Source organism: Corynebacterium sp. HMSC076D02, assembly GCF_001813815.1.
In the GTDB taxonomy this organism is placed as follows: Bacteria; Actinomycetota; Actinomycetes; order Mycobacteriales; family Mycobacteriaceae; genus Corynebacterium; species Corynebacterium simulans.
Genome location: NZ_KV814040.1, coordinates 1 through 20,810, shown reverse-complemented (window position 1 = coordinate 20,810; position 20,810 = coordinate 1). Strand labels below are relative to the sequence as shown.

The window sequence follows — 20,810 nt, the reverse complement described above, 5'->3', positions numbered from 1 at the left end:
GCTGGGCTAAGGCAAGCCGCGAGCGTCAGCTGAGCGCCCGCAGTTGCGTGTCTAGAGCTGCGAGCGCGGCGGCTTTGATGCGTTGAGGCGCTCGGTGCGCAGCTTGTCCACGGCCGGGATGTCGAGCGGTTCTAGGTCTGTGAGGGCAACGCCCATGGCCTTGGCCAGCAGGAGGTCAGCCAGCTGCGGGTTACGCGCCAGTGCCGGGCCGTGCATGTAGGTGGCGATGACGCTTCCCTGGACGGCGCCTTCGGCAATGCGCTGCTCGGCGGCGTCGGAAAGATCGGCGGTGGCTGCGGTATCGGCGTTGCCCTGGCCGCGAATGAGCTTGCCCAGCGGCTGCGCGGCAGGGCCCAAGATGGTGGCACCCATGTGGTTCTCGAAGCCGGTGAGGGTTTCGGTCAGCTCCGCGGTGATGCCAGCGCCGGTCGGCTCAGAGGAGACCTCGCCGATGGCACGCTCAGCCATGGAAGCCGTGGTGGCGTCGATGAGACCGACACCGTCAATAATCTGACCCGAAGCACGGAAGGACTCGCCTAAAACCTGCAGGCCAGCACAGATTGAAAGGATCGGGCGGCCAGCCTCAGCCGCGCGGGTCAGGCCGCCATCTTTGATGAGGTGCTCCGCCGCGAGAATCTGCGCGGTGTCCTCACCACCGCCGAGTGTGTAGACGTCGAGGGAGTCAGGGACTGCCTCGCCAAGCTTGATCGGAACGATCTCAGCTGAAAGGCCGCGCATGCGGGCGCGTTGGCGAAGGACAAGAGCGTTGCCGTCGTCGCCGTAGGTGCCAAGCACGTCGGGCAGAATGAGGCCGATTTGCAACTGTGTCTTAGCCATTGGCGTTCTCCTTTACTTTGCGCTCAAGCGCCTTCTTCAAATCACGGAAAGCGGTGTAGTTAGCCAGCACCTCGATGCGGCCCGGTGGGCAGGCCTCGATGGCTTTGACCGGATCCGGGATGAGCTCGTGCGAGATATCGGCGTAGACCAAGCGCACAGCAAGGTCGGTGCCGCGCTCGCCGGCGGCCTTGACCGCGAGGTTCTCAAAGTCCTCGAAGCGTACGTCCCACAGCCAGGACATATCGATGCCGTCTGCCACGTGGCCGTTGGTGGCAATGACCAGGCCATCGGCAGAGCGATCCACCATGGACAGGGCCTCCTGCCAGCCGGCTGGGTTTTTAGCCAGCAGCAGGCGAATTTCACGGTCACCCAAGGTGATGGTGGAGTAGCGGCCGGCCACGTCGTTGACGGATTCGGTGGCGGCGATGGCCTTGGCCTCGTCCACGCCGAAGCCTTCCACTGCGGCGGCGATGGCCTGGGCGGCATTGCCGCGGTTGGCGCGTCCAGGCAGGGAGAGGTTCAGCTCCTTGTCACCCTGCGGAGTGTGCAAACCATCTTGGTCTACGCGCCAGGTTGGGGTGGGGCGGCGGAACTCGCGGCCGTCGGGAAGCGGCTTGACCGCACGCCAATCATTCTCATCACGCACGATGTGGCCGCCGGTGCGTGGGCAGGTCACGGATTCGCCGAGCCATCCGGCACCGGCGGAGACCCAGATGACGTTCTTGGCGTCGTAGGCCACGGAAGTCATGAGGACATCGTCGCAGTTGGCGATGACCAGCATGTCTGGGTGGGCTTCGACGGCGCCGCGCAGAGCGCGCTCGATCTTATTGATCTCACCGACGCGGTCGAGCTGGTCACGGGAGAGGTTCAGCAGCACCAGCGCCTGCGGATTCAGGTTGTCTGCCACGTGCGGAACGTGCAGCTCGTCTACCTCCAACACGAGGTGGGAGGCGTCTTTGCCCGCCATGAGCGCGGAGATGATGCCAGCATCCATGTTGTCGCCGCCGTCATTGGTAGCGACTTTGTGCTCGCTGCGTACAGCGGCGGCCAGCATGCGGGTGGTGGTGGACTTGCCGTTGGTGCCGGTAACCAGCACCGCAGGGCGGCCACCGCCGAGGTTAGCCATGATCTGTGGATCAATCGCGCCAGCGATAAGGCCACCGATCATTCCGCCGGCGCCTCGTCCGGTTGCGCGGGAGGCGGTGGTGGCCAGCTTGGCAGCGGTCGTGGCGGCGTTGGTACGCAATGAACGCAACGTGCCGGAAAGGTTAAAACTCATGCCCCTAGGGTAGTCGCGTCAGCCCGCGGGGCGGGTACTTGCGCGCCTAGTTTTGGCCGGAGTTTTTATTCTTGGCAGACCCATTTGCCCCGGAGCTGTTCTTTCCGGAGCTGGTTTGGCCCTTGTTGCCCTGCGAGTTTCCGCCCTTGGGCTTGCCACCACGCCGGCCACGGCCACCGCGGCCGCCACGGCGCCGCCGCCGTTTGTTGCCACCCGAGTTCCCAGAGCCGGATTTCTCCTCGTTCTTCGGATTGCCGCCGGGCTTGGCGTTGGAAGAATTGGGATTTTCGTTTGTTTGCTGACTATTGTTCTTCTGCTGGTTGCGGCCGGAGGATTTGCCCGAGCCCGACTTACGGCGCGAGCGCCGCCTATTAGCGCTGCCGGAGCGGCGATTATTGCTGTTCGGCACGTGTGCCTGACCGCGATTATTGGAATCCTTCTCTGGCTCCGGCTCGATTGCTTCTTGGATGCGCTCGAGCGCTGCAAGGAAAGCAGTGTCAGACATCAGCGGGATGCCCTTGCGGTGGGCGTGCATGGGCTTGCCAACGAAATCGGTGGTGATGTTGCAAACTACCAGCGAGGATTCGCGCGTGAGCTTTTCCGAATAGTTGAGCTCTTCACGTGCGATAGCCGCGATGATGGTGTCTGGATCTTCCATGATCTCTGGCGCGACCACGATCTCCATGCCGCGGTGCAGCTCCTTGCCAGGAACGTATTTGCCCGGATTGTGGTGCTGACGTGGGGCTTCTGCGGCGTCGACACGCACGTGCGAGCGCTGCAAACCAAAGCGATCTGCGCGCAGCTCATCTGGCGCGTATGCACTACGCGTGCCGGTTGCTTGATGCTGATAGAGGCGGTACAGCAGCTGGGTTTGCTCGCGGGAGGTGGCGGCCTCGCTGCGTTGGGCACGTTCAACGGTTGCGGTGGGTGGAGCTACATCAAGGCCGCTGCGCTTGGCGACGGCCGCGAGGCGGACATCGTTATCCCACACCCCCTGGCGGCGGGCAGTGGCCAAAGTATCGACGATGCTGACCGGGGTAGGAACGTGTCCGACCTTCTGGCGGCGGCGCCTGCCTTTATTACGGTTGCGGTTTCGCGAGCGATTCTGGCGCGCGGCGGCCATCATGGCGCGACGCGCCTCGGAGACGATGAAACCCCAGGTAAAAGGGGTATCGTGCACGATCAGAGTGCGGCCGTCAATTAGCCGATCAAGTGGCTTGAGCAGCCGCGAGAAAGACTGGCCTTCTGTTACTTCCTCAACGCTAAGTCCATGCAGGTGCCGTGGGCCCGGGTTGGTACCAGGGTTGATGACGGCGTGGAATTCTTGGCCTACCTCGTTCTTTTCGTTATAAGTCAGGGCATCGACGGCAACGAGGCGCCCGGTAGAAGGATGAATGCCGGTGGTCTGCACCGTGAGCGCGACGAAAGGGTAGGCAGCAACGGCCTCGGCCTGCGCTATTTCTTGCGCGCTTGGCTGCTTGCTTTCTTTGTCGGTGCTAGCCCGGCCGGGATTGTGCGGGCGGCCAGCAGCCAGCGCGGCCGGTGAAGGCGCGGGGGCTGAATCGGGGCCGGGGGTGGTGCTCATTGTTCTAAGTGTAGTACCCCGGCAGGACACGTTGGCTCAACGGGCGAGCGTGTGACCTAGCCGCGGATGATGATGGTTCCTGGCGTGATGGGCTTCCGGGTCGTTGTCGTTGGGGAGGCCGGACGCGTGGTCGAGTTAGGAGTCGTGGACTCCTCGGTAGTGCATGCTTCCGTAGTTTCGGTGGTGCTTGCTTCCTTAGTTGGGGTAGGAGAGGAGGAAGTCGAGCTCGGCTCCGATGTCGTCGGCGTGGTGGAGGTTGCCGGTGATTTCGGGATGGTTGTATCCGTGCGGGTAGGCGAAGGTGCAGTTCGCGTTGGCTCGGTTGCATTACGCGGTTGGGGAGAAGGCTCCTTTGTTGGGGTGGCCGGCGGAAGCGTCGGGACCGGCAGTGGCGCTGGAAGGTTCTGGGCGTCACCAGATGCATGGCGCGGCGACGTTGGGCGGGAAGGATCGCGTGGGTTTTCCTTGTTACCCTCGAGCGTGGTCTGCGCATCTGGCGCAGCGAAGATGCGTTCGTCAGAATCCCGGGAGCCTTCGTCCGTGTTGGGTTCTGCGGTGGGTTCGACGGCGTCGGAAGTCTGCTTCCGTGTAGCTACAGCGCTGCGGTCTATGGTGCGTTCGCGGGAATCAGCGTCCCGGGAACTGCTATCCAAACCATCACGATCTTCTGCGCGGGAGCGGGAATCCTCGCGAGACGTGGTGCGTGAGCCAGGCTCTGCCGTGGCTTTTTGGGCGCTGGAAGTGCCGAAAATGTCCCGGTAGGGCGAAAGACCGCGTGGGAAGACTGAGTCCTCATAGGAGCGGCTTTGTGCTTCGGTAGCTTCTTCGCGAGCCTGCTCATCCACGGAAAAGATGGAGGCCGCGAGGTTTGCGCCACCGCCGACGATGATCGCTGCGCTGGCAGCGGACACGAGTTTTAGTCCGGCACTGCCGCCGACGAGAGGCATGGAGGGAGTCTGCGAAGACATCAGCGCCGCGACTTCATTGTTGGTGGAGCCGAAGAAATTCACGTTGGTGTGTTCCTGTGCCTCCGCGCGGGCGGCGGCCACTGCGGAAAGGCCCATGGAAGCCGCAGTAGCAGCGCCGGCGACGCCAGCGACAACGGCATGCTTGTCATCAGACCGCTCATCGGCATAAACGACAAGGCGAGGCTTGCCCTCATCGATACAGTAATAGGCGCGTGCTACGGCGAGTAGGCCACTGTTTTGGTAGCTCGAAACGGTATCGGCCAAACGGTGAGCGTCATCACGGCTAAGCGAGGCGATCTGCACACCATCGACCGCCACGTTGACGCTGCGGCGGCCAAAGAAACGGTGCGCATGCAGGGTGACCAAGAAGTGCTCGGCGGATTCCGGGAAGACGTCCATCTTGGACTGGAACTGAGTGATTGCCGCAGCCGTAGTGCCAGGCAGCATGGCCCAGCGCTCTGCCGGCGGGTTATTGACCGGAACACACAGGCCAGGGGCCGGTAGCTCGACATCGAAAGAAGGCCATTCCTCGCCATCAAACTCCACCATGGTTACGCGTGCGGTAGCCAGAGGACGCAAACCTGCATCGATGATCCAATCAAGCTCGGTATAAGCCGCAGCTTCTTCCCGTTCGAGGTAGCCGATGGTGGTGTCTTCGTAGCGGACACGGAAGCCTTCGTCAGAAGAGCCCGTGAGGTTGACCTCCACTGCAGGCTGTTCAGAACCAGATTCTTCCATTAGCTCGACGAGGAAATCTGGGCTTACTTCTTGGATGGGAATTTGATTTACATCGCCAAAACCATGGTTAGGGACCATGTAGTTTGTCGATTTCATCTGTATTCGCTTTCGTAGGGTGCGGGGAAGAAGTTTGGGAGTAGGGATGCGAGCTATAAGGAGACAGACTTAGAGGGTCTGCTGCGCCTAGAGCGCGCTAACCCTCTAAAAGAAACTAAATCCACCCTACCGACTCGTAGCTTTGAACTCAAACGTATAAGCGGCATTTGAGCAGGTCGAAAGGTTGCCGTGCGCTGACTGAGTTGGGCAATGAGCGTGCAATTAAAGGGCAATCAACACTGCGATCAAAACGGCGATGCAAACAATCACGAGGGCGAAGATGAGCCAGCTCTTATTGTTCTTCTTTGTCGGGGTGGAATCCGCTGTGGCCTTTTGCGGGAGCCGGTCGATACGGGACAAGTCTTCATCGGTGATGGCCTTGAAACTGGCGGTCTCAAAAGTGGCCGCAGCAGAGCTTGCGCTACGGGTGTTTTCCGCCAGTAGGCGTTCCTGGCCGGAGCCGTCGCGGGTTTCCTGTTCTATCTGCTTGCCAGCATAAATGTTGAGCACTCGTCCGCCTTGGCGAGGGAAGTGGTAGGCATGGGCGAGCGTGCTTAGCCCCTGCTCGGCATGCTGGACGAGCAGGTCCGGAAGATAGTCTGGGTAGCTATCCAGCGTGCCGATGAATTGTGGGCCAAGATAAGCGCTGATGCGCTGCGGATCGGATTCGGCCGCGCGCAAGGTAACCAGCAGGTGGATTCGCCCAAACTGCGGAATGTCGACCTCGTCTGGGATATCCGTGATGCTTATCGCTGGGGCAAAAGAAAGCAGCGCCCACGGGCTGGACGGCGGATTATTCGCGGGCAGGCACAGGCCCGGACGCGGCAGCAACACCGTGGGCTGGGGGCTTTGGCGAAGCGTTACTGCTGGAGTCAGCTGGGCGTCGAAAAGCAGCTCTATCTCTGGGTACTCAGCCGCATCCTGAGGCGCAATCAGACCTACGACGCCGGCGGCGGTCGCCACCTGCCAGGTGCCGTCGGGCTGCCTGGACAAAGTGGCGTTGACCTCTCGCTGTTTTGCTTCCGCAGAAGGCGAATTCTGGGATGCCGATGCGGGGTGCACGGGCAATTCCTGCACCGCGCCGAGCCCCAAGTGGGGGATGGGATAGAGCGATAAAGTCATGCCTCGACTTCTACCACCTTTAGCCCAGCGCGCGGTTGACCGCCGAATTGATGGCGAAAATCGAAGCACGCGTGGTGGAGCCGGCAATGCCAGCGCCCCACACTTTGGTGCCGTTGACGTCGGCGGCAATGTAGCAGGCAGCTTCGGCGTCGTCGCCAGCGCTACGCGATTGCTGTGCGTACTCGATTACCTCGAAATCAATTCCCAACGCTTCGAGGGCATTGGCGTAGGCCGCAATCGGACCGTTGCCGTGGCCGGAAACCACAGACTCCGCCTCGTTGTAGATGACTGTCGCGGTGACCTTGGCTTCGGCGTCGTCGCCTACCGCGTTATCGATCTGGAAGTTCTTGTGCGCAAGCGGCGCCTCGCGGTCTAGGAACTCGGTGGCGAAGATATCCCACATGCCCTTGGAACCGACCTCGCCGCCTTCGGCATCCGTGACTTCTTGGACCACGGCGGAAAATTCTGCCTGCATCGCGCGCGGCATATGAATGCCGTGATCGGTCTTCATGATGTGGGCAACGCCGCCCTTGCCAGACTGGGAGTTCACGCGGATAACTGCCTCGTAGTCGCGCCCCACGTCCTTCGGATCGATTGGCAGGTAAGGCACCTCCCATTCGGTCTCGCGCAGCTCTTCCCACGAGACGTCCGTGTTGATGGCGCCGGGGCGTACCTCGTTGGCCAGGGCGTCGAGGCCCTTGTTGATGGCGTCCTGGTGGGAACCGGAAAAAGCGGTAAAGACCAGCTCGCCGCCGTAGGGGTGGCGCTCAGGAACGCGCAGCTGATTGCAGTACTCCACGGTATCGCGGATAGTGGGCAGGTCGCTGAAATCAATTTGTGGATCGACGCCTTGGGTGAGCATGTTCAGGCCCAGCGCCACCAGATCCACATTGCCGGTGCGCTCGCCGTTGCCGAACAGGCAGCCCTCGATGCGGTCCGCGCCCGCCAGATAACCCAGCTCGGCAGCCGCGATGCCGGCACCGCGGTCGTTGTGTGGGTGCAGCGACAGGATGATGCTTTCTCGCTTGGCCAGGTTGCGGTGCATCCATTCGATGGAATCCGCGTAGACGTTCGGCGTAATCATCTCCACCGTGGAAGGCAGGTTGATGATCATTGGGTGCTCGGGCGTGGGCTCCATGATTTCAACCACGGCGTCGCATACCTCTCGGGCAAATTCTAGCTCCGTGCCGGTGAAAGACTCCGGGGAGTATTGCCAGCGCCAGTTCGTGTCGGGGTAGTCCTGGGCTACTTCTTTGATGAGCGCTGCGGCGTCGCAAGCCAGCTTCTTGATCGCAGGGCGGTCTTTGCGGAAGACCACGCGGCGCTGCAGCTTCGAGGTGGAATTGTAGAAGTGCACGATGACGTTCTTGGCGCCCGCGCAGGCCTCAAAGGTGCGCCGGATTAAGTGCTCGCGTGCTTGCACCAGGACTTGGATCGTGACGTCTTCAGGGATCTTGTTCTGCTCGATGATCTCGCGCACGAAGTTGAAGTCGGTCTGAGATGCGGAAGGAAAACCTACCTCGATTTCCTTGTACCCCATCTTGACCAGCAGGTCGAACATGCGGTGCTTGCGCTGCGGGCTCATGGGGTCGATCAGCGCTTGGTTGCCATCGCGCAGATCGACCGCGCACCACTGTGGAGCGCAAGTGATTTTCTTATCCGGCCAGGTGCGGTCCGGCAGCTGAATGTCTTCTACTTCTTGGGCAAAGCTGCGGTAACGGTGGGTGGGCATTGCGGAACCGCGCTGCTTATTCCAGGCGGGCTGGTTCTTGCCAAAGTCGCCGTTAGGGGTAGTGATTTCGCGTGGGGCGGTGATAAAAGAATCGTTGGGAGCCATGATTTGTCCTTGCTGCTTCGTTAAGGAAGCGGATAAAGAGGTACCGTTTAGCCAGCAGCGGCGGGGGTGGGAAGGCGCAGTTTGGATGCGCATCGTGAAAACCCGCGACGGGGGCGCTGGCCGGTGGGTTTGAAAGGCCTAAATCCCGCCGCGGCAAATAAGGAGGAGGCTCTGCCGCATAGTCATGTGAATCACACTAGCGCGCTTCTCACGATGTGGCAAGAGTTCTCACATATTGGGATCTCCTTTTGTTGGGGTGGGAGAATTCCACGCAAATCGAGGTGGGGTCTGAAGCATGCCGATAACATTGCATAACGTGCACGAAGTCAAGAATGCGGCCGGCGCAGAAGTGGCGCATAGCGCGGCCCCTCGTCTCGGTAGGCAAGATTGGATTGCCGCGAGTCTAATTGCTGTGCTGGGCAACCTCCTGCGGATTGGGGTGCTCGCCATTTTTGCGCAGGCTAACGAAGATAACTTAGGCGGCCTGCTGACCAAATGGGACGCGAAATACTACACGGAGATTGCCCGTGCTGGTTACTTCGGTGCTGACGTTGCCGCAGATGGAAACGTCAATGAAGTAACGATGGCCTTCTTCCCGGGCTTTCCGCTCGTTATCAAGGTGGGCAGCTTCTTTGTTGCGAATGAAGCTGCCGTCGCGATTGTTTTCAATTTCTTTTTCACTTTCCTCATGGCTGTGGGCGTCATGGCCATCGCGCAGCGCATGGGGGCCGGTTTTAAGGCCCGCGCGGTTGCCGCCATCGCCGTGAGCAGCGCTCCGATGTCCATCGTGTTTGCCATGCCTTATACCGAGGCGCTCTTCGGCGCGCTGGTGATGTGGATGCTCGTTGCCTTGCTGGATGAAAAGTGGTGGCTGGCCGGCCTTTTTGGCTTTGCGCTTTCCGCCGTGCGGCTGACTTCAATCGACGTCCTCGTGGTCTTTGCCCTCATCGTATTGTGCAAGGCCGTCCGCGAGTGGAAGGCCTGGTTGAGCCTTATCTTCGCCGCGATTCCCCTGTTTGGTTATCTGACGTGGGCGAATAGCTATCTCGGGCAGGCAGGAGGCTACTTTGGCATCCAAGAAAAACACTGGAACTCCCATTTCGATTTCGGTGCGGCAACGCTCAAGTGGATATGGTCCACGCTTTTGACCTCTGACAACGTGGGCTATCTGCTTTCCGCGCTCGTAATCGTCGGCGCGCCCATCCTGTTGCTCTTGGGTTGGCGGCGCTTGCCAGCGCCGGTTTGGCTTTTCGCCGCCGCGCTCATAGCGAATGTGTTGTTCTCTGATGGCATCATGCATTCGCGCCCACGCCTGCTTTTGCCCGCGGCGGTATTGTTTATTCCATGGGCAATCAAGCTGGCTGATTCCGCGAGCACCCGCAGCACCGCAGCGCTATGCGGCGCCTATGTTCTCTTCGGTGCGTGGTTTTCGGCGCACATGCTTGCCGTATTCGAGTGGGCTATTTAGCTTTGGATCTGCCGCGTGGAGGAGCCCACTGGGCGGCGCGACAAGATGACCGTGCCTAGGATCATCACGGCTAGAGCTAAGGACATGAGCGTCCACCCCGCCAGCGAATCAACCTGGAATTGCTCGCCCAAGACCACGTAGCCCAAGCCAAAAGCAACGATGGGCTCCATGATGGTCATAGCTGGCAGGGATTGCTTTAGCGCACCGGCGTGGAAAGAATATTGCTGGAGCACGGTTCCGCCGCCGGCGAGGGCGATTAAGCCCCAAAACTGCCAGGACACCAGGAGCTGGCCAAGGCCCTCGTGGGAGAAGATATCCACCACAGACTTAGATAGCAGCGCCACATAGCCGTAGAGGATGCCGCAGGAAGTTCCCAAGGCCAAGGCGCGCCGGGCGGGGAAGCGCCACGCTAGGACGCCGAGCAGCGCCAAGCCCAGTGCGCCGCACAGCAGCGGCGGCCACCATTGCGAAAGGGAGGGGCGCGGATCGCCGGCAACGGGGCGGCCGTAGACCACCAAGATGCCCACTGCGATGGTCAGCGCGCTGCACCAGAAGATTTCATGAAAAGACAGCGGCCGCTTGGAGTACCAGGCAGAAAGCGGCAAGGTGAACATCAGCGAGAGCACCAAGATGGGCTGAACTACCAGCAGGGTGCCAAAGCCTAGGGCGACAATCTGCAGGCCATAAGCCACAATGGCGGCAAGTGTGCCGACCCACCACACGGGATTGCGCATCGCGGTGCGCATGACCGAGCCGGAGGCTTCAAGTGCGATCCGGTGACGGACTACCGTGCCCCAGGCCACGGTGAGCGCGGAGGCGAGGGCAAAGAAAACCGCCAAGAGATTGCTGAACACCCCCACCACCGTAGTAGGTAGTCGCCCTTTTAACGAATACTGCTCACGGGTGAAAATAAATGTTCCTAAGTCGTTAAGTTTGCCTCTTTTGGTGCGGTGAATAAAAACACTTTGATCCCCTTCACATATTGTGAAAGGAAGTACCTCGTCGGGGTAGCATGGACAACTGACTAATGCACGACAGGTATAGCGGGGCTTATCGGCCCTGTGGCTATAGACTGTCGCGGGAAACGCACAGTGAAAGGTGGATATCCCAACGTGGCCTTAATCGTTCAAAAATACGGAGGTTCCTCCCTCGAAACCGCGGATCGCATCCGCGCCGTCGCCGAGCGCATTGTGGCTACCAAGAAGGCGGGCAACGACGTGGTTGTTGTCTGCTCCGCCATGGGGGACACCACTGATGAACTCCTCGACCTTGCTGCCCAGGTCAACCCAGTGCCGCCGCAGCGTGAAATGGACATGCTGCTTACCGCCGGCGAGCGCATTTCTAACTCCCTGGTTGCCATGGCGGTCGAGTCCTTCGGCGCCGAGGCCCAGTCTTTCACTGGCTCTCAGGCCGGCGTGCTTACCACGGAGCGCCACGGCAACGCGCGCATCGTGGACGTCACGCCGGGCCGCATCACCGACGCCCTGAGCCAAGGCAAGATCTGCATCGTCGCTGGTTTCCAGGGTGTTAATAAGGAAAGCCGCGACGTCACCACCTTGGGCCGCGGCGGTTCCGACACCACTGCGGTAGCCCTGGCCGCTGCGCTGCACGCCGATGTTTGCGAGATCTATTCCGACGTCGACGGTGTCTACACCGCGGACCCACGCATCGTGCCGAACGCGCAGAAGCTCGAGAAGCTTTCCTTCGAGGAGATGCTGGAGATGGCAGCCGTCGGCTGCAAGATTCTGGTTCTGCGTAGTGTGGAATACGCCCGCGCATTCGATCTGCCCCTGCGAGTTCGCTCGTCTTATTCAAACGACCCCGGCACTTTGGTGGCCGGTTCAATGGAGGATATCCCTGTGGAAGAAGCAGTACTGACTGGTATCGCGACCGATACCTCTGAAGCAAAGGTCACCGTTCTGGGCATTCCGGATCGTCCAGGGGAGGCCGCCAAGATCTTCCGCGCCATCGCGGAGGCGGAGATCAACATCGATATGGTCCTGCAAAACGTCTCCTCCTTGGAATCCGGAACCACCGACATCACCTTCACCTGCCCGCGTGCGGATGGCCCACGTGCCATGGAGATTTTGACCAAGCTCAAGAACGAAGGCCACTGGGCAAACGTGCTTTACGACGACCAGGTGGGCAAGGTTTCCTTGGTCGGTGCCGGAATGAAGTCGCACCCAGGGGTCACCGCAGACTTCACCGAGGCGCTACGCGACGCCGAAGTAAACATGGAGCTCATCTCCACTTCGGAGATCCGCATCTCCGTGCTGGTGCGAGAGCTGGAACTGAACAAGGCAGCCATTGCGCTCCACGAGCGCTTCCAGCTCGGGGGCGAGGAAGAAGCTACCGTTTACGCTGGCACGGGCCGTTAATTTAGGAAGAAGGAATTTTTCATGACCACCGTTGCAGTTGTTGGTGCTACCGGCCAGGTGGGACGCGTCATGCGTTCCATCTTGGAGGAGCGGAATTTCCCAGCTGACAAGGTTCGTTTCTTTGCCTCGCCGCGTTCTGCTGGCCAGGAACTGATGTTCCGTGGCGAGAAGGTTGTGGTTGAGGATCTCTCGCAGGTAACCGAGGAATCCGTCGCTGACGTCGACATTGCTTTGTTCTCTGCCGGCGGCGCTACTTCGCTCGATTGGGCCCCGGTCTTTGCCGCTGCAGGCGCGACCGTGGTGGATAATTCCTCCGCATACCGCAAGGACCCCGAAGTTCCGCTCATTGTCACTGAGGTAAACCCCGAGCAGGCGAAGAACCTCCCGAAGGGCATCATTGCTAACCCGAATTGCACCACCATGGCCGCAATGCCGGTTCTTAAGGTCTTGCACGATGCTGCCGGTCTGAACCGTTTGCACGTGTCTTCTTATCAGGCAGTTTCTGGCTCTGGCTTGGCTGGTGTTGAGGCCTTGACCAAGCAGGCCGCCGAAATCGGAGATCGCAACGTAGAGCTCGTCCATGATGGCTCCGTTCTCGAGGTCTCTGAGGAAGAGCTTGGCCCATACGTTGCTCCGATTGCTTTCAACGCGCTGCCTTTTGCTGGCAAGTTGGTTGACGATGGCTCCGAGGAAACCGATGAGGAGCAGAAGTTGCGCAACGAGTCGCGCAAGATCCTGGGTATTCCTGAGCTTAAGGTTGCTGGCACCTGCGTGCGGATTCCGGTATTCACCGGCCACACCCTGACCATCCACGCGGAGTTCGACAAGGCAATCACTCCGGACGAGGCACGCCGCCTGCTTGCCGACGCCCCCGGTGTCAAGCTTGTCGACGTTCCGACCCCGCTTGCTGCCGCAGGCGTAGACGAGTCCTTGGTGGGCCGTATCCGCCAGGATCAGTCCGTTGATGACAACAAGGGTCTCGTGCTGGTTGTCTCCGGCGATAATCTGCGCAAGGGCGCAGCTTTGAACACGATTCAGATTGCTGAGTTGTTGGTCTAGCGCGCGGACCCAAAACAAAGCCATAAAACACAGAAAGGAGCCTGTACATCCAATAAACGGATGTACAAGCTCCTTTTTAGTTATTTGCTTCGGATTCTTACTTTGGTACTTCCGGCTTGGTGTGCTCGACGAAGACCACGGAAGGATCTGGGTCCTCGCGGTCATACTCGAGTTCTTCGTCTGCTTCGAGATCTTCGTGGATTTCTTCTTCGACGGTATCGACAAACTCCGCAGTTTCCATGTTGGAGGCCGTGGCCAAGGTGCGCAGCTCCTTCTCATTCTTCTTGGTAAGTGCTCGCGCGGATCAAGGCGACGCTGCACCAGCGTACGAGCACGCATACGGCGGTCTGATTCCTTTACCATCTTGCCGCGATTTTTAACCCAGCCAAAGAGCATGATAGCGATGACCACCAAGCCGCCGTAGCCGAGAATTGGATAAATCAGTCCGACGAGGTCCTTGAAATCAGCGAAGGACAACGCAAAGCCAAAGAGGCAGGTGATGACGTAAACGGGGTAAAAGCGCTTCTCATGGCCGCGCGTCAGGCGTTTAGCCAGCGCGTAGAACATGCCCACTGCGGTGTTGAAGATCATGCCGTAAATGACAAAAGTCATTCCGTAACCCAGCGCCGGGTGGATGGTGTTAATCAACGCTAGGACAGGCATTGCCTGGCCATTTACCTGCGGTGCGGCAAAGAATAGGGCGCAGACCAGCAACGCCAGCATGAACAGGAAAATAGCGCCACCAATAACACCGCCTAGGCCGACGGTCTTGTTATCCAAGAAGTTTCCGCCAATCACAATGGCCATGGAAACGGTGCAAATAGCGGTCAGGCCAGTGTAATTCAGGGAGGCGATCCAAGGATTAGCGATTGCCGGATCAACGTTGTGGATGGCGTAGTTGTTTGCTTCCGCAAAGGTCGCTTGGTTCGTCACCAAAGTGTAGATGGTGACGAAGCCGATGAAGAGGATGATAAAAGGAGTGATAAAGCCCAAGACAGCGGTGACTTTATCGACGTCGAGAAGCCCCGTGATGAGCACCAACACCAGCATGATCAAGGAGCCCACCCACGTTGGGAGGGAAGGGAATTGCTGGGCGAGGTTGGCGCCGCCGCCGGCGAACATGACAAAGCCCACCGCAAAAAGCGTGATAATGGTGGCCCAGTCAAGGATTTTCGAGGTGATAGGCGCGGTGATTTGGGAGTAAACGGCGGTATGCTCCGAAGCCTGGAAATAGGAACCAAGCTGTAGGAAAGCAATGCCTGCGACGATCATGAGGGCGGCGGCCAATACCATGCCCCACAATCCGAGCGTGCCGAAGGAAACAAAATATTGCATGGCTTCCTGGCCGGAGGCAAAGCCAGCGCCGACCATAACGCCAATAAAGGCCATGGAGATGGCTACTGCGCGTTTAAACATAAGGTGTGGGGAGTCTCGCTATCTCACACGCGCCGGAGGGTAAGTCCGCGCTCATCATTTTGCAGGCTGTGCAGTTTGTGTGCGAGGCGTTTGCTGCCATGGTGGCGCAAGACCGGTTCGACGTTCGATTTATCACGTGTGCGTTGTAAAACATTAGGCGTATGAGCTGGGTTAGGCCAACTCATACGCCTTGGAAAGGTCTGCTTAAGCAGGAAGGGGAGAGCTTTGTATTAGTCTCGTGGAACTTCTGGCTTGGTGTGCTCGACGAAGACAACTGAAGGATCAGGATCTTCACGGTCGTACTCGAGTTCGTCATCTGCCTCGAGCTCCTCGTGGATTTCTTCGGCAACGGTGTCCTCAAACTCGTCGGTCTTCATATTGGAAGCGGCCGCGAGCTTTGCGAGCTCCTTCTGGTTCTTCTTGGTGAAGTGCTCGCGCGGGTCGAGCTTGCGCTGGACCAGGGTGCGAGCACGCACTCGACGTTTGCTTTCGGAAGTAATCTTGTCGCGTTTTATAACCCAGTTGAAGACCATAACGGCAATCATCAAAAGGCCAAGGTAGCCCAAGATTGGGTAGATGTTACTGACCAAAGACTTGAAACCGACGAAGGAAAGAATGAAACCGATGATGCAGGAAGCGGCATAGACTGGGTAGAAAAGCTTCGGCTTCTTACGGGTCAGGCGCTTGCCCAGCGCGTAGAACATGCCCACTGCGGTGTTAAAGACCATGCCGTAAATGACAATCGTCATCACATAGCCCAGAGACGGGTGAATGGTGTTGATGAGCTCTAGAACCGGCAGATCTTTTGCATGCACGGTCGGTGCCACCATGAATAGGGAGGCCACGAGCAGTGTCAGCAGAAGCAGGTAGATAAAGCCGCCGATGAGGCCACCGATGCCCACTGCACGATTGTCGAGGATGTTGCCGCCGATGACGATGGACATGGATACCGCGCACATGACGTTCAGGCCGGTGTAGTTCAGGGCGGCGAGCCACCAGTTGCCCAGCGTGGTGTCAACGTTATTCGTGGCGAATTCGTTGAGGTGGCTCCAATCAACGTCGGCGGTGGCGATGGTATAGCCGGTGGCCAAGACGATAAAGATGATGATGAATGGAGTAATGGTGCCGATGACTGCGGTGACGCGGTCAACGTCGAGCAGGCCGACGAGCAGGACGAGCACCAACATCAGCGTTGCACCTACCCAAATCTTTATGTCTGGGAATTGCTGCGTGATGGTGGATCCGCCACCGGCGAACATCACGAAGCCGATGGAAAAGAGCGTGGCAATCGTGGACCAGTCCAAGATCTTGGAGGTAATTGGTCCGGAAATTTTGTCGTACACCGCCGTGTGCTCTGTGGCCTGGAAATAAGATCCCAGCTGCAAAATTGAAATGCCGGTGATGATCATCAACCCGGCAGCCAGCGCTACGCCCCAGAAACCAGTGGTTCCGAAGGCTACGAAGTACTGCATAGCTTCCTGGCCCGAGGCAAAGCCCGCGCCGACAACAACACCGATAAACGCCATGGAGATAGCCAATGCGCGTTTCATCATGAGGAGATTTCTCGCATTCTCACACGCGCCGGGCAAAAAGAAATGCGCGCATTTTTGTAGCGCGCTGGCCCGGGTCGACCTTCGATTTGTCACGTGTGTTTTTAAGCCATGCTACTTTTCTTTAATGCCTTTCATCCAGACAATTTTCTAAAAGTGCACAGAAATTTCGCGAAAACTTCTTGGGTTCCAGCGCTAAAATCGCAGCTAATTGTACCGAAAGTGAAGCCTGGTAAATAGTAGGTAACGATTCGCGCTAATGATTCCTGGCTAGGCTCCTGTACCTTCGATGAGGTCTTTGCGGGCGCGGGCAACGCGGGAACGAATCGTGCCGATGCGTACGCCAGCGATTTTGGCTGCTTCTTCGTAGGAATAGCCCAGTACTTGGGTGAGGATGAGGGCTTCGCGGCGGTCTGCGGGCAGGGCGTCGATTAGCGTGCGGGCGTCGATCCAATCGCTCCACGCTCCGGAGTTCTCGGTTGAAGGCGTCTGTGCCGCTGCGTCTTCATATTCCGTTGCAGCCTTTCGCGGGCGCGCCATGTCGTGGCGAATGTTGTCCACCCATACGCGGCGCGCGAGGGAAAGCAACCAGGTGCGTGCTGAGGAGCGCGCGGCGAAGCGGGGGAGCGCGCTGATGACTCGTAGGTACGTCTCTTGGGTGAGATCGTCTGCGATTTCCGCGCCGCCTAGGTGCGCGAGAAGACGCCACACATCATCCTGAGTGGACTTAATAAACTCCGTGAGAGCTGCGCGATCGCCGCGGCCGGCCTTGAGCGCAAGGTCAGTGACGCGGGCGTCGTCATGCTCGGAGTGGTGTTTCACCAAAATGAACTTACCAGGATGAACGCTAAATTAGATTTCCCTGGCAGAACTTATTAATTCGCTGATTTTTGTTGCGAGGGCCTATTAAGCGGGGTAGGTTATTGCTTGTCCGTGATTGATAATCCACCCCAAATTATCAACAATTTTATTGACTAGTTCCCGCTAGTTTTCTTAGGAGGCTTTCCATGACTAACTCTGAAGCTGACAAGGTCCTCGACAAAGGCCAGCGCCCCGCAGGCGGCCCAAATACCACCAGCCCTTCCGGTCAGCCGGTTGCTACCGAGAATACCAGCATTACCGCAGGTCAGAACGGCCCAGTTGTTCTCAATGACATTCACCTGATTGAGAAGCTTGCGCACTTCAATCGCGAGCGCGTGCCAGAGCGCACCCCGCACGCAAAGGGCCATGGCGCCTTTGGCGAGCTGCACATCACCAACGATGTCTCGCGCTACACCAAGGCGAAGCTCTTTCAACCAAACACTGTCACCCCAATGATGGGCCGTTTCTCCACCGTTGCTGGCGAGCAGGGATCTCCGGATACCTGGCGCGATGTGCACGGCTTCGCACTGCGTTTCTATACCGAGGATGGCAACTACGACATCGTCGGCAACAACACCCCGGTCTTCTTCCTGCGTGACGGCATGAAGTTCCCTGACTTCATTCACTCCCAGAAGCGTCTCGGCGTCAACGGCCTGCGTGACGCGGATATGCAGTGGGACTTCTGGACCCGCAACCCAGAGTCCACCCACCAGGTCACCTACTTGATGGGTGACCGCGGTACCCCGAAGACCACCCGCCACCAGAACGGCTACGGCTCCCATACCTTCCAGTGGGTCAACGAAGAAGGCGAGGCCTTCTGGGTGAAGTACCACTTCAAGTCTCGCCAGGGTGTTGAGAACTTCACTGATGCTGAGGCAGGTGAGATGGCAGGCAAGAACGCCGACTATCACCGCGAGGATCTCTACAACGCCATCGAAGAAGGCGACTACCCAATCTGGGACGTCAAGGTTCAGATCATGCCGCTTGCTGAAGCAGCTGAATACCGCTTCAACCCGTTTGACCTCACCAAGGTTTGGTCCAAGAAGGACTACCCACTGGTTGATGTCGGATACTTTGTGCTCAACCGCAACCCACGCAACTTCTTCGCGCAGATCGAGCAGGTTGCTTTGGATCCTTCCAACCTAGTCCCAGGCATCGGCCTTTCTCCGGACAAGATGCTGCAAGCTCGTGTCTTTGCTTATGCTGACCAGCAGCGTTACCGCATTGGGCCGAACTACAAGCAGCTGCCAGTTAACCAGCCACTGAATGCGGACAAGGTCAACACCTACGAGCACGAGGGAAGCATGCAGTTCCTCTTCAATGCTCCTGAGGATCCGGTTTACTCCCCGAACCGCCACGCAAAGGGCGGCGGCTACCTCGACGGTGACGTCAACGACCGTAGCCAGCTAGAGACCACCACCGCTCCGGATCTCTACGTCAACCCGGACCCAGCAGGTTTGGACTTGGTTCGCGCACCGTATGTCCGCCACGCTGAGGATTCCGATACCGCGCAGGCAACCGACCTGTACGAGAACGTCTACAACGACGAGGAGAAGGAGCGCATGGCGGACAACATTACCAACGCCATGGCTGGTGTTTCCTCCGAGACCGAGGAGCGCATCTACGCTTACTGGGGCGCAGTTTCCCCACGCCTAGAAAAGCGCGTTCGCGAGCTCTTCGCAGAGAAGAACTAGCACGTACTACAACCTCCTAATCACAGGCCTGAGCGTCCGCTGCCATAGCGTCGCTCAGGCCTCGTGCTTTCATGCCTTCGACGTCATAGCAGGGGCCCTGCATGCCGCTACTAGTGGTGCCGATGTGAGGTTCACCCTTCCACTTTTGGCCATCCCAATAAGCCCAGGCGAACCAATCGGTATTGCGCTGGGCAATGTATGCCCACGAACCGTCACAATCGATAACAGTCATGTTGCTCATCGAGGTGTTGGCCTGCTGAAGTGCATCGACTGAGCAGCTGCCTTTGCTTTGCGCCTGTGGCGTATCTGGCGCTGGCTGCTCCGGCTCGACCGTGGCGGTGACGGTCTTGGTTGTCGGGGCGGGCTGATCTTCGGCCTTGCTGCTGGTGGTGGTTGGGGTCTCACTAGTGGCGGTTTCTTTTGCGGCCGCGTTGGATTCGGCTGCTGCGAACTGCGGCTCGCTATCTGCAGTGTCTTTGGGGGAGCAGGCGGTGAGTGGAAGAAGTGCGGCTAGGGGGAGAATCAGTAGGGAACGTTTCATGGGCTAAATCCTATGATCAGTTGGTTGGAAGTTTTGGGATTTCTGTATCTTTGCCCCGACTTAAAACGGCGCGCCTGCGTTGTTTGCGGTGGTGGGAGCGATATTTTTTAAAGGATGAACTCCCGCCTTGCTGATTTGCCGTCCCGTCCCTCGCGCCTGCGTGGCGCACTTCTGTGCTTGCTGGTGGTTCTGCCCTTGGTGGTAGGTGCCATTGTGACAGGCGTGACGGGGTGGGATGCCTCACGTGCGTGGTCGAGTGAGGGAACCGGTGCGCCGACAGAAGGTCAAGCAGGTGCGGCGTCGTTAAGCGAGGCGGCGCGTGCCGCAAGCCAGGCGCAGGCCCAGGCTGGCTTTTTGAAGTCGGGAACCCAGCAGCTTTCCACCGGCACGGGCAAGCTGAAGGATGGTGCTGGTGAGCTGGGCGGTGGCGTCGACAAGCTCAGCGCCGGATCGCAGGAGCTTTACGACGGCCTGATTCAGCTGCAGTCCGGCACCAACCAGCTGGGCAATGGTGCAACTGAGGTGGCAAACGGCGTGGGTAACGCAGTAGATCAAATTACAGGTCTTACCGTGGTGCAGGGCCAGCTGCTGGCCGCCATCGACGGCACGCTGAAGGACCTTGAGGGAAATAATTCCCCCGAGGCGCGCAACATCAAGTCGCAGCTCGGGGACCTGCGCAATCAAGTCAATAATTTTCAGATTGACCAGAATCTAACTAACCAACTCAAGCGCTTGAAGGATGGTTCGCGTGAGCTTTCCAATCAGCTCGCGGTTAACGGCTATGCCTATCACGATGGCGTGTATAAGGCGGCTGATGGCGCCAAGCGTTTGAACGATGGCACCAAGGAGCTTAACTCCAAGGTTGATGAGGCTCTCGGCGGCGTCGACAAGCTGGACAAAGGTGCCAAGCGTGTTGACGGCATGGCGAAGCAGAACCAAACCAAGGTGCGGGATGTGCAGCGTGCGTTGCCGGCTGCCGCGGCTGGTCAGGGTGCGGAAGTGAAGATGCTGAGCCCCATCGTGGCGCTGCTTATCGCGGCGATGGTCTCGCTCGGTGGAACTGCCCTGGGCGCTTATGTGGTGCGTTCGCGGAAGCCTTGGCTGAGCCTTCTTGCTGGTGTAGTTGTGCTGACTGCCGCGGCTGAGATTGTCTTTATGATTCTGGCTACCGGCGTTGATGGCATGGCTGCGGGGCTGGCTGCTGCCATGGCTGCGGCGACCGCGCTGGGAAGCGCTGGTCTTACGGCAGTGGTGCTGCACTACTTCCCGAAGCTTGGGTTTGGTGTGGTCATCGTTCTTGGTTTGCTGCAACTGGCTGCGGTGGGTTGGTTCTGGAAGCAGGCAACTGCCGCTACTGCTGTGGCTGGTGCGTGGAAGACCG

Annotated in this window: 16 protein-coding genes and 1 pseudogene; 6 read left to right on the top strand and 11 right to left on the bottom strand. The window is 58.9% G+C overall.

Features of this window, described 5'->3' with window-relative positions; translation table 11 throughout:
• Positions 1–51 precede the first annotated feature (51 nt).
• The 6 genes and pseudogenes from HMPREF2935_RS02075 to leuA form a co-directional block, all read right to left on the bottom strand.
• On the bottom strand, positions 52–837 hold the full coding sequence (locus HMPREF2935_RS02075; RefSeq protein ID WP_062036200.1) for a type 1 glutamine amidotransferase: 786 nt from the start codon (positions 835–837) through the stop codon (positions 52–54).
• Entirely contained in the window at positions 830–2,116 is a 1,287-nt protein-coding gene (locus tag HMPREF2935_RS02070) for a Mur ligase family protein (protein WP_070731785.1), read from the bottom strand. The genes HMPREF2935_RS02075 and HMPREF2935_RS02070 overlap by 8 nt, the downstream gene beginning before the upstream one ends.
• A gap of 352 nt (positions 2,117–2,468) precedes the next feature.
• Positions 2,469–3,701 (bottom strand): annotated as a pseudogene (locus tag HMPREF2935_RS02065) (DNA polymerase III subunit epsilon); the annotation flags it as partial.
• A gap of 56 nt (positions 3,702–3,757) precedes the next feature.
• Positions 3,758–5,503 (bottom strand): hypothetical protein, encoded by a 1,746-nt coding sequence (locus HMPREF2935_RS02060; RefSeq protein WP_070731781.1) that lies wholly within the window; start codon positions 5,501–5,503, stop codon positions 3,758–3,760.
• A gap of 222 nt (positions 5,504–5,725) precedes the next feature.
• Complete coding sequence (locus HMPREF2935_RS02055) at positions 5,726–6,625, bottom strand: hypothetical protein (RefSeq protein WP_070731779.1); 900 nt, start codon at positions 6,623–6,625, stop codon at positions 5,726–5,728.
• A 19-nt stretch (positions 6,626–6,644) separates the two neighbouring features.
• Positions 6,645–8,462 (bottom strand): 2-isopropylmalate synthase, encoded by a 1,818-nt coding sequence (gene leuA, locus HMPREF2935_RS02050; RefSeq protein ID WP_070731777.1) that lies wholly within the window; start codon positions 8,460–8,462, stop codon positions 6,645–6,647.
• Positions 8,463–8,778: 316 nt separating this feature from the next.
• Here leuA and HMPREF2935_RS02045 point away from each other — a divergent pair, with 316 nt between their 5' ends.
• A complete protein-coding gene (locus HMPREF2935_RS02045) occupies positions 8,779–9,930 on the top strand; it encodes a hypothetical protein (RefSeq protein ID WP_246817759.1) in 1,152 nt (383 codons plus the stop codon).
• Here HMPREF2935_RS02045 and HMPREF2935_RS02040 read toward each other — a convergent pair.
• A complete protein-coding gene (locus HMPREF2935_RS02040) occupies positions 9,927–10,784 on the bottom strand; it encodes a DMT family transporter (protein WP_061920124.1) in 858 nt (285 codons plus the stop codon). The two genes, HMPREF2935_RS02045 and HMPREF2935_RS02040, sit on opposite strands and share 4 nt — an antisense overlap.
• Before the next feature lie 258 nt (positions 10,785–11,042).
• Between HMPREF2935_RS02040 and HMPREF2935_RS02035 the strand changes: the two genes are divergently transcribed.
• Positions 11,043–12,308 (top strand): aspartate kinase, encoded by a 1,266-nt coding sequence (locus HMPREF2935_RS02035; protein ID WP_070731776.1) that lies wholly within the window; start codon positions 11,043–11,045, stop codon positions 12,306–12,308.
• Between the two features lie 21 nt (positions 12,309–12,329).
• Positions 12,330–13,367, top strand: a complete 1,038-nt coding sequence (locus HMPREF2935_RS02030) for an aspartate-semialdehyde dehydrogenase (RefSeq protein ID WP_070731774.1) — start codon at positions 12,330–12,332, stop codon at positions 13,365–13,367.
• A gap of 97 nt (positions 13,368–13,464) precedes the next feature.
• Here the strand turns inward: HMPREF2935_RS02030 and HMPREF2935_RS13425 are convergent, their stop codons facing one another.
• Positions 13,465–13,626, bottom strand: coding sequence for a hypothetical protein (locus HMPREF2935_RS13425; protein ID WP_246817758.1), 162 nt, complete (start codon positions 13,624–13,626; stop codon positions 13,465–13,467).
• Positions 13,627–14,252: 626 nt separating this feature from the next.
• On the opposite strand from HMPREF2935_RS13425, the gene HMPREF2935_RS13420 reads away from it, so the two are divergent.
• Positions 14,253–14,615 (top strand): hypothetical protein, encoded by a 363-nt coding sequence (locus tag HMPREF2935_RS13420; RefSeq protein ID WP_246817757.1) that lies wholly within the window; start codon positions 14,253–14,255, stop codon positions 14,613–14,615.
• Between the two features lie 398 nt (positions 14,616–15,013).
• Here HMPREF2935_RS13420 and HMPREF2935_RS02020 read toward each other — a convergent pair whose 3' ends face one another.
• Entirely contained in the window at positions 15,014–16,336 is a 1,323-nt protein-coding gene (locus HMPREF2935_RS02020; protein ID WP_062036180.1) for a YkvI family membrane protein, read from the bottom strand.
• Between the two features lie 267 nt (positions 16,337–16,603).
• Positions 16,604–17,155, bottom strand: coding sequence for an RNA polymerase sigma factor (locus HMPREF2935_RS02015; RefSeq protein ID WP_062036178.1), 552 nt, complete (start codon positions 17,153–17,155; stop codon positions 16,604–16,606).
• A 185-nt stretch (positions 17,156–17,340) separates the two neighbouring features.
• On the opposite strand from HMPREF2935_RS02015, the gene HMPREF2935_RS02010 reads away from it, so the two are divergent.
• Positions 17,341–18,888, top strand: coding sequence for a catalase (locus HMPREF2935_RS02010; protein ID WP_062036176.1), 1,548 nt, complete (start codon positions 17,341–17,343; stop codon positions 18,886–18,888).
• A 16-nt stretch (positions 18,889–18,904) separates the two neighbouring features.
• On the opposite strand, the gene HMPREF2935_RS02005 is transcribed toward HMPREF2935_RS02010, so the two are convergent.
• Positions 18,905–19,429: a hypothetical protein gene (locus tag HMPREF2935_RS02005; protein ID WP_062036174.1), complete on the bottom strand. Its 525-nt coding sequence runs from the start codon at positions 19,427–19,429 to the stop codon at positions 18,905–18,907.
• Between the two features lie 114 nt (positions 19,430–19,543).
• Here HMPREF2935_RS02005 and HMPREF2935_RS02000 point away from each other — a divergent pair.
• The coding region (locus HMPREF2935_RS02000) for a hypothetical protein (protein WP_070731772.1) at positions 19,544–20,810 on the top strand (1,267 nt) is incomplete at its 3' end.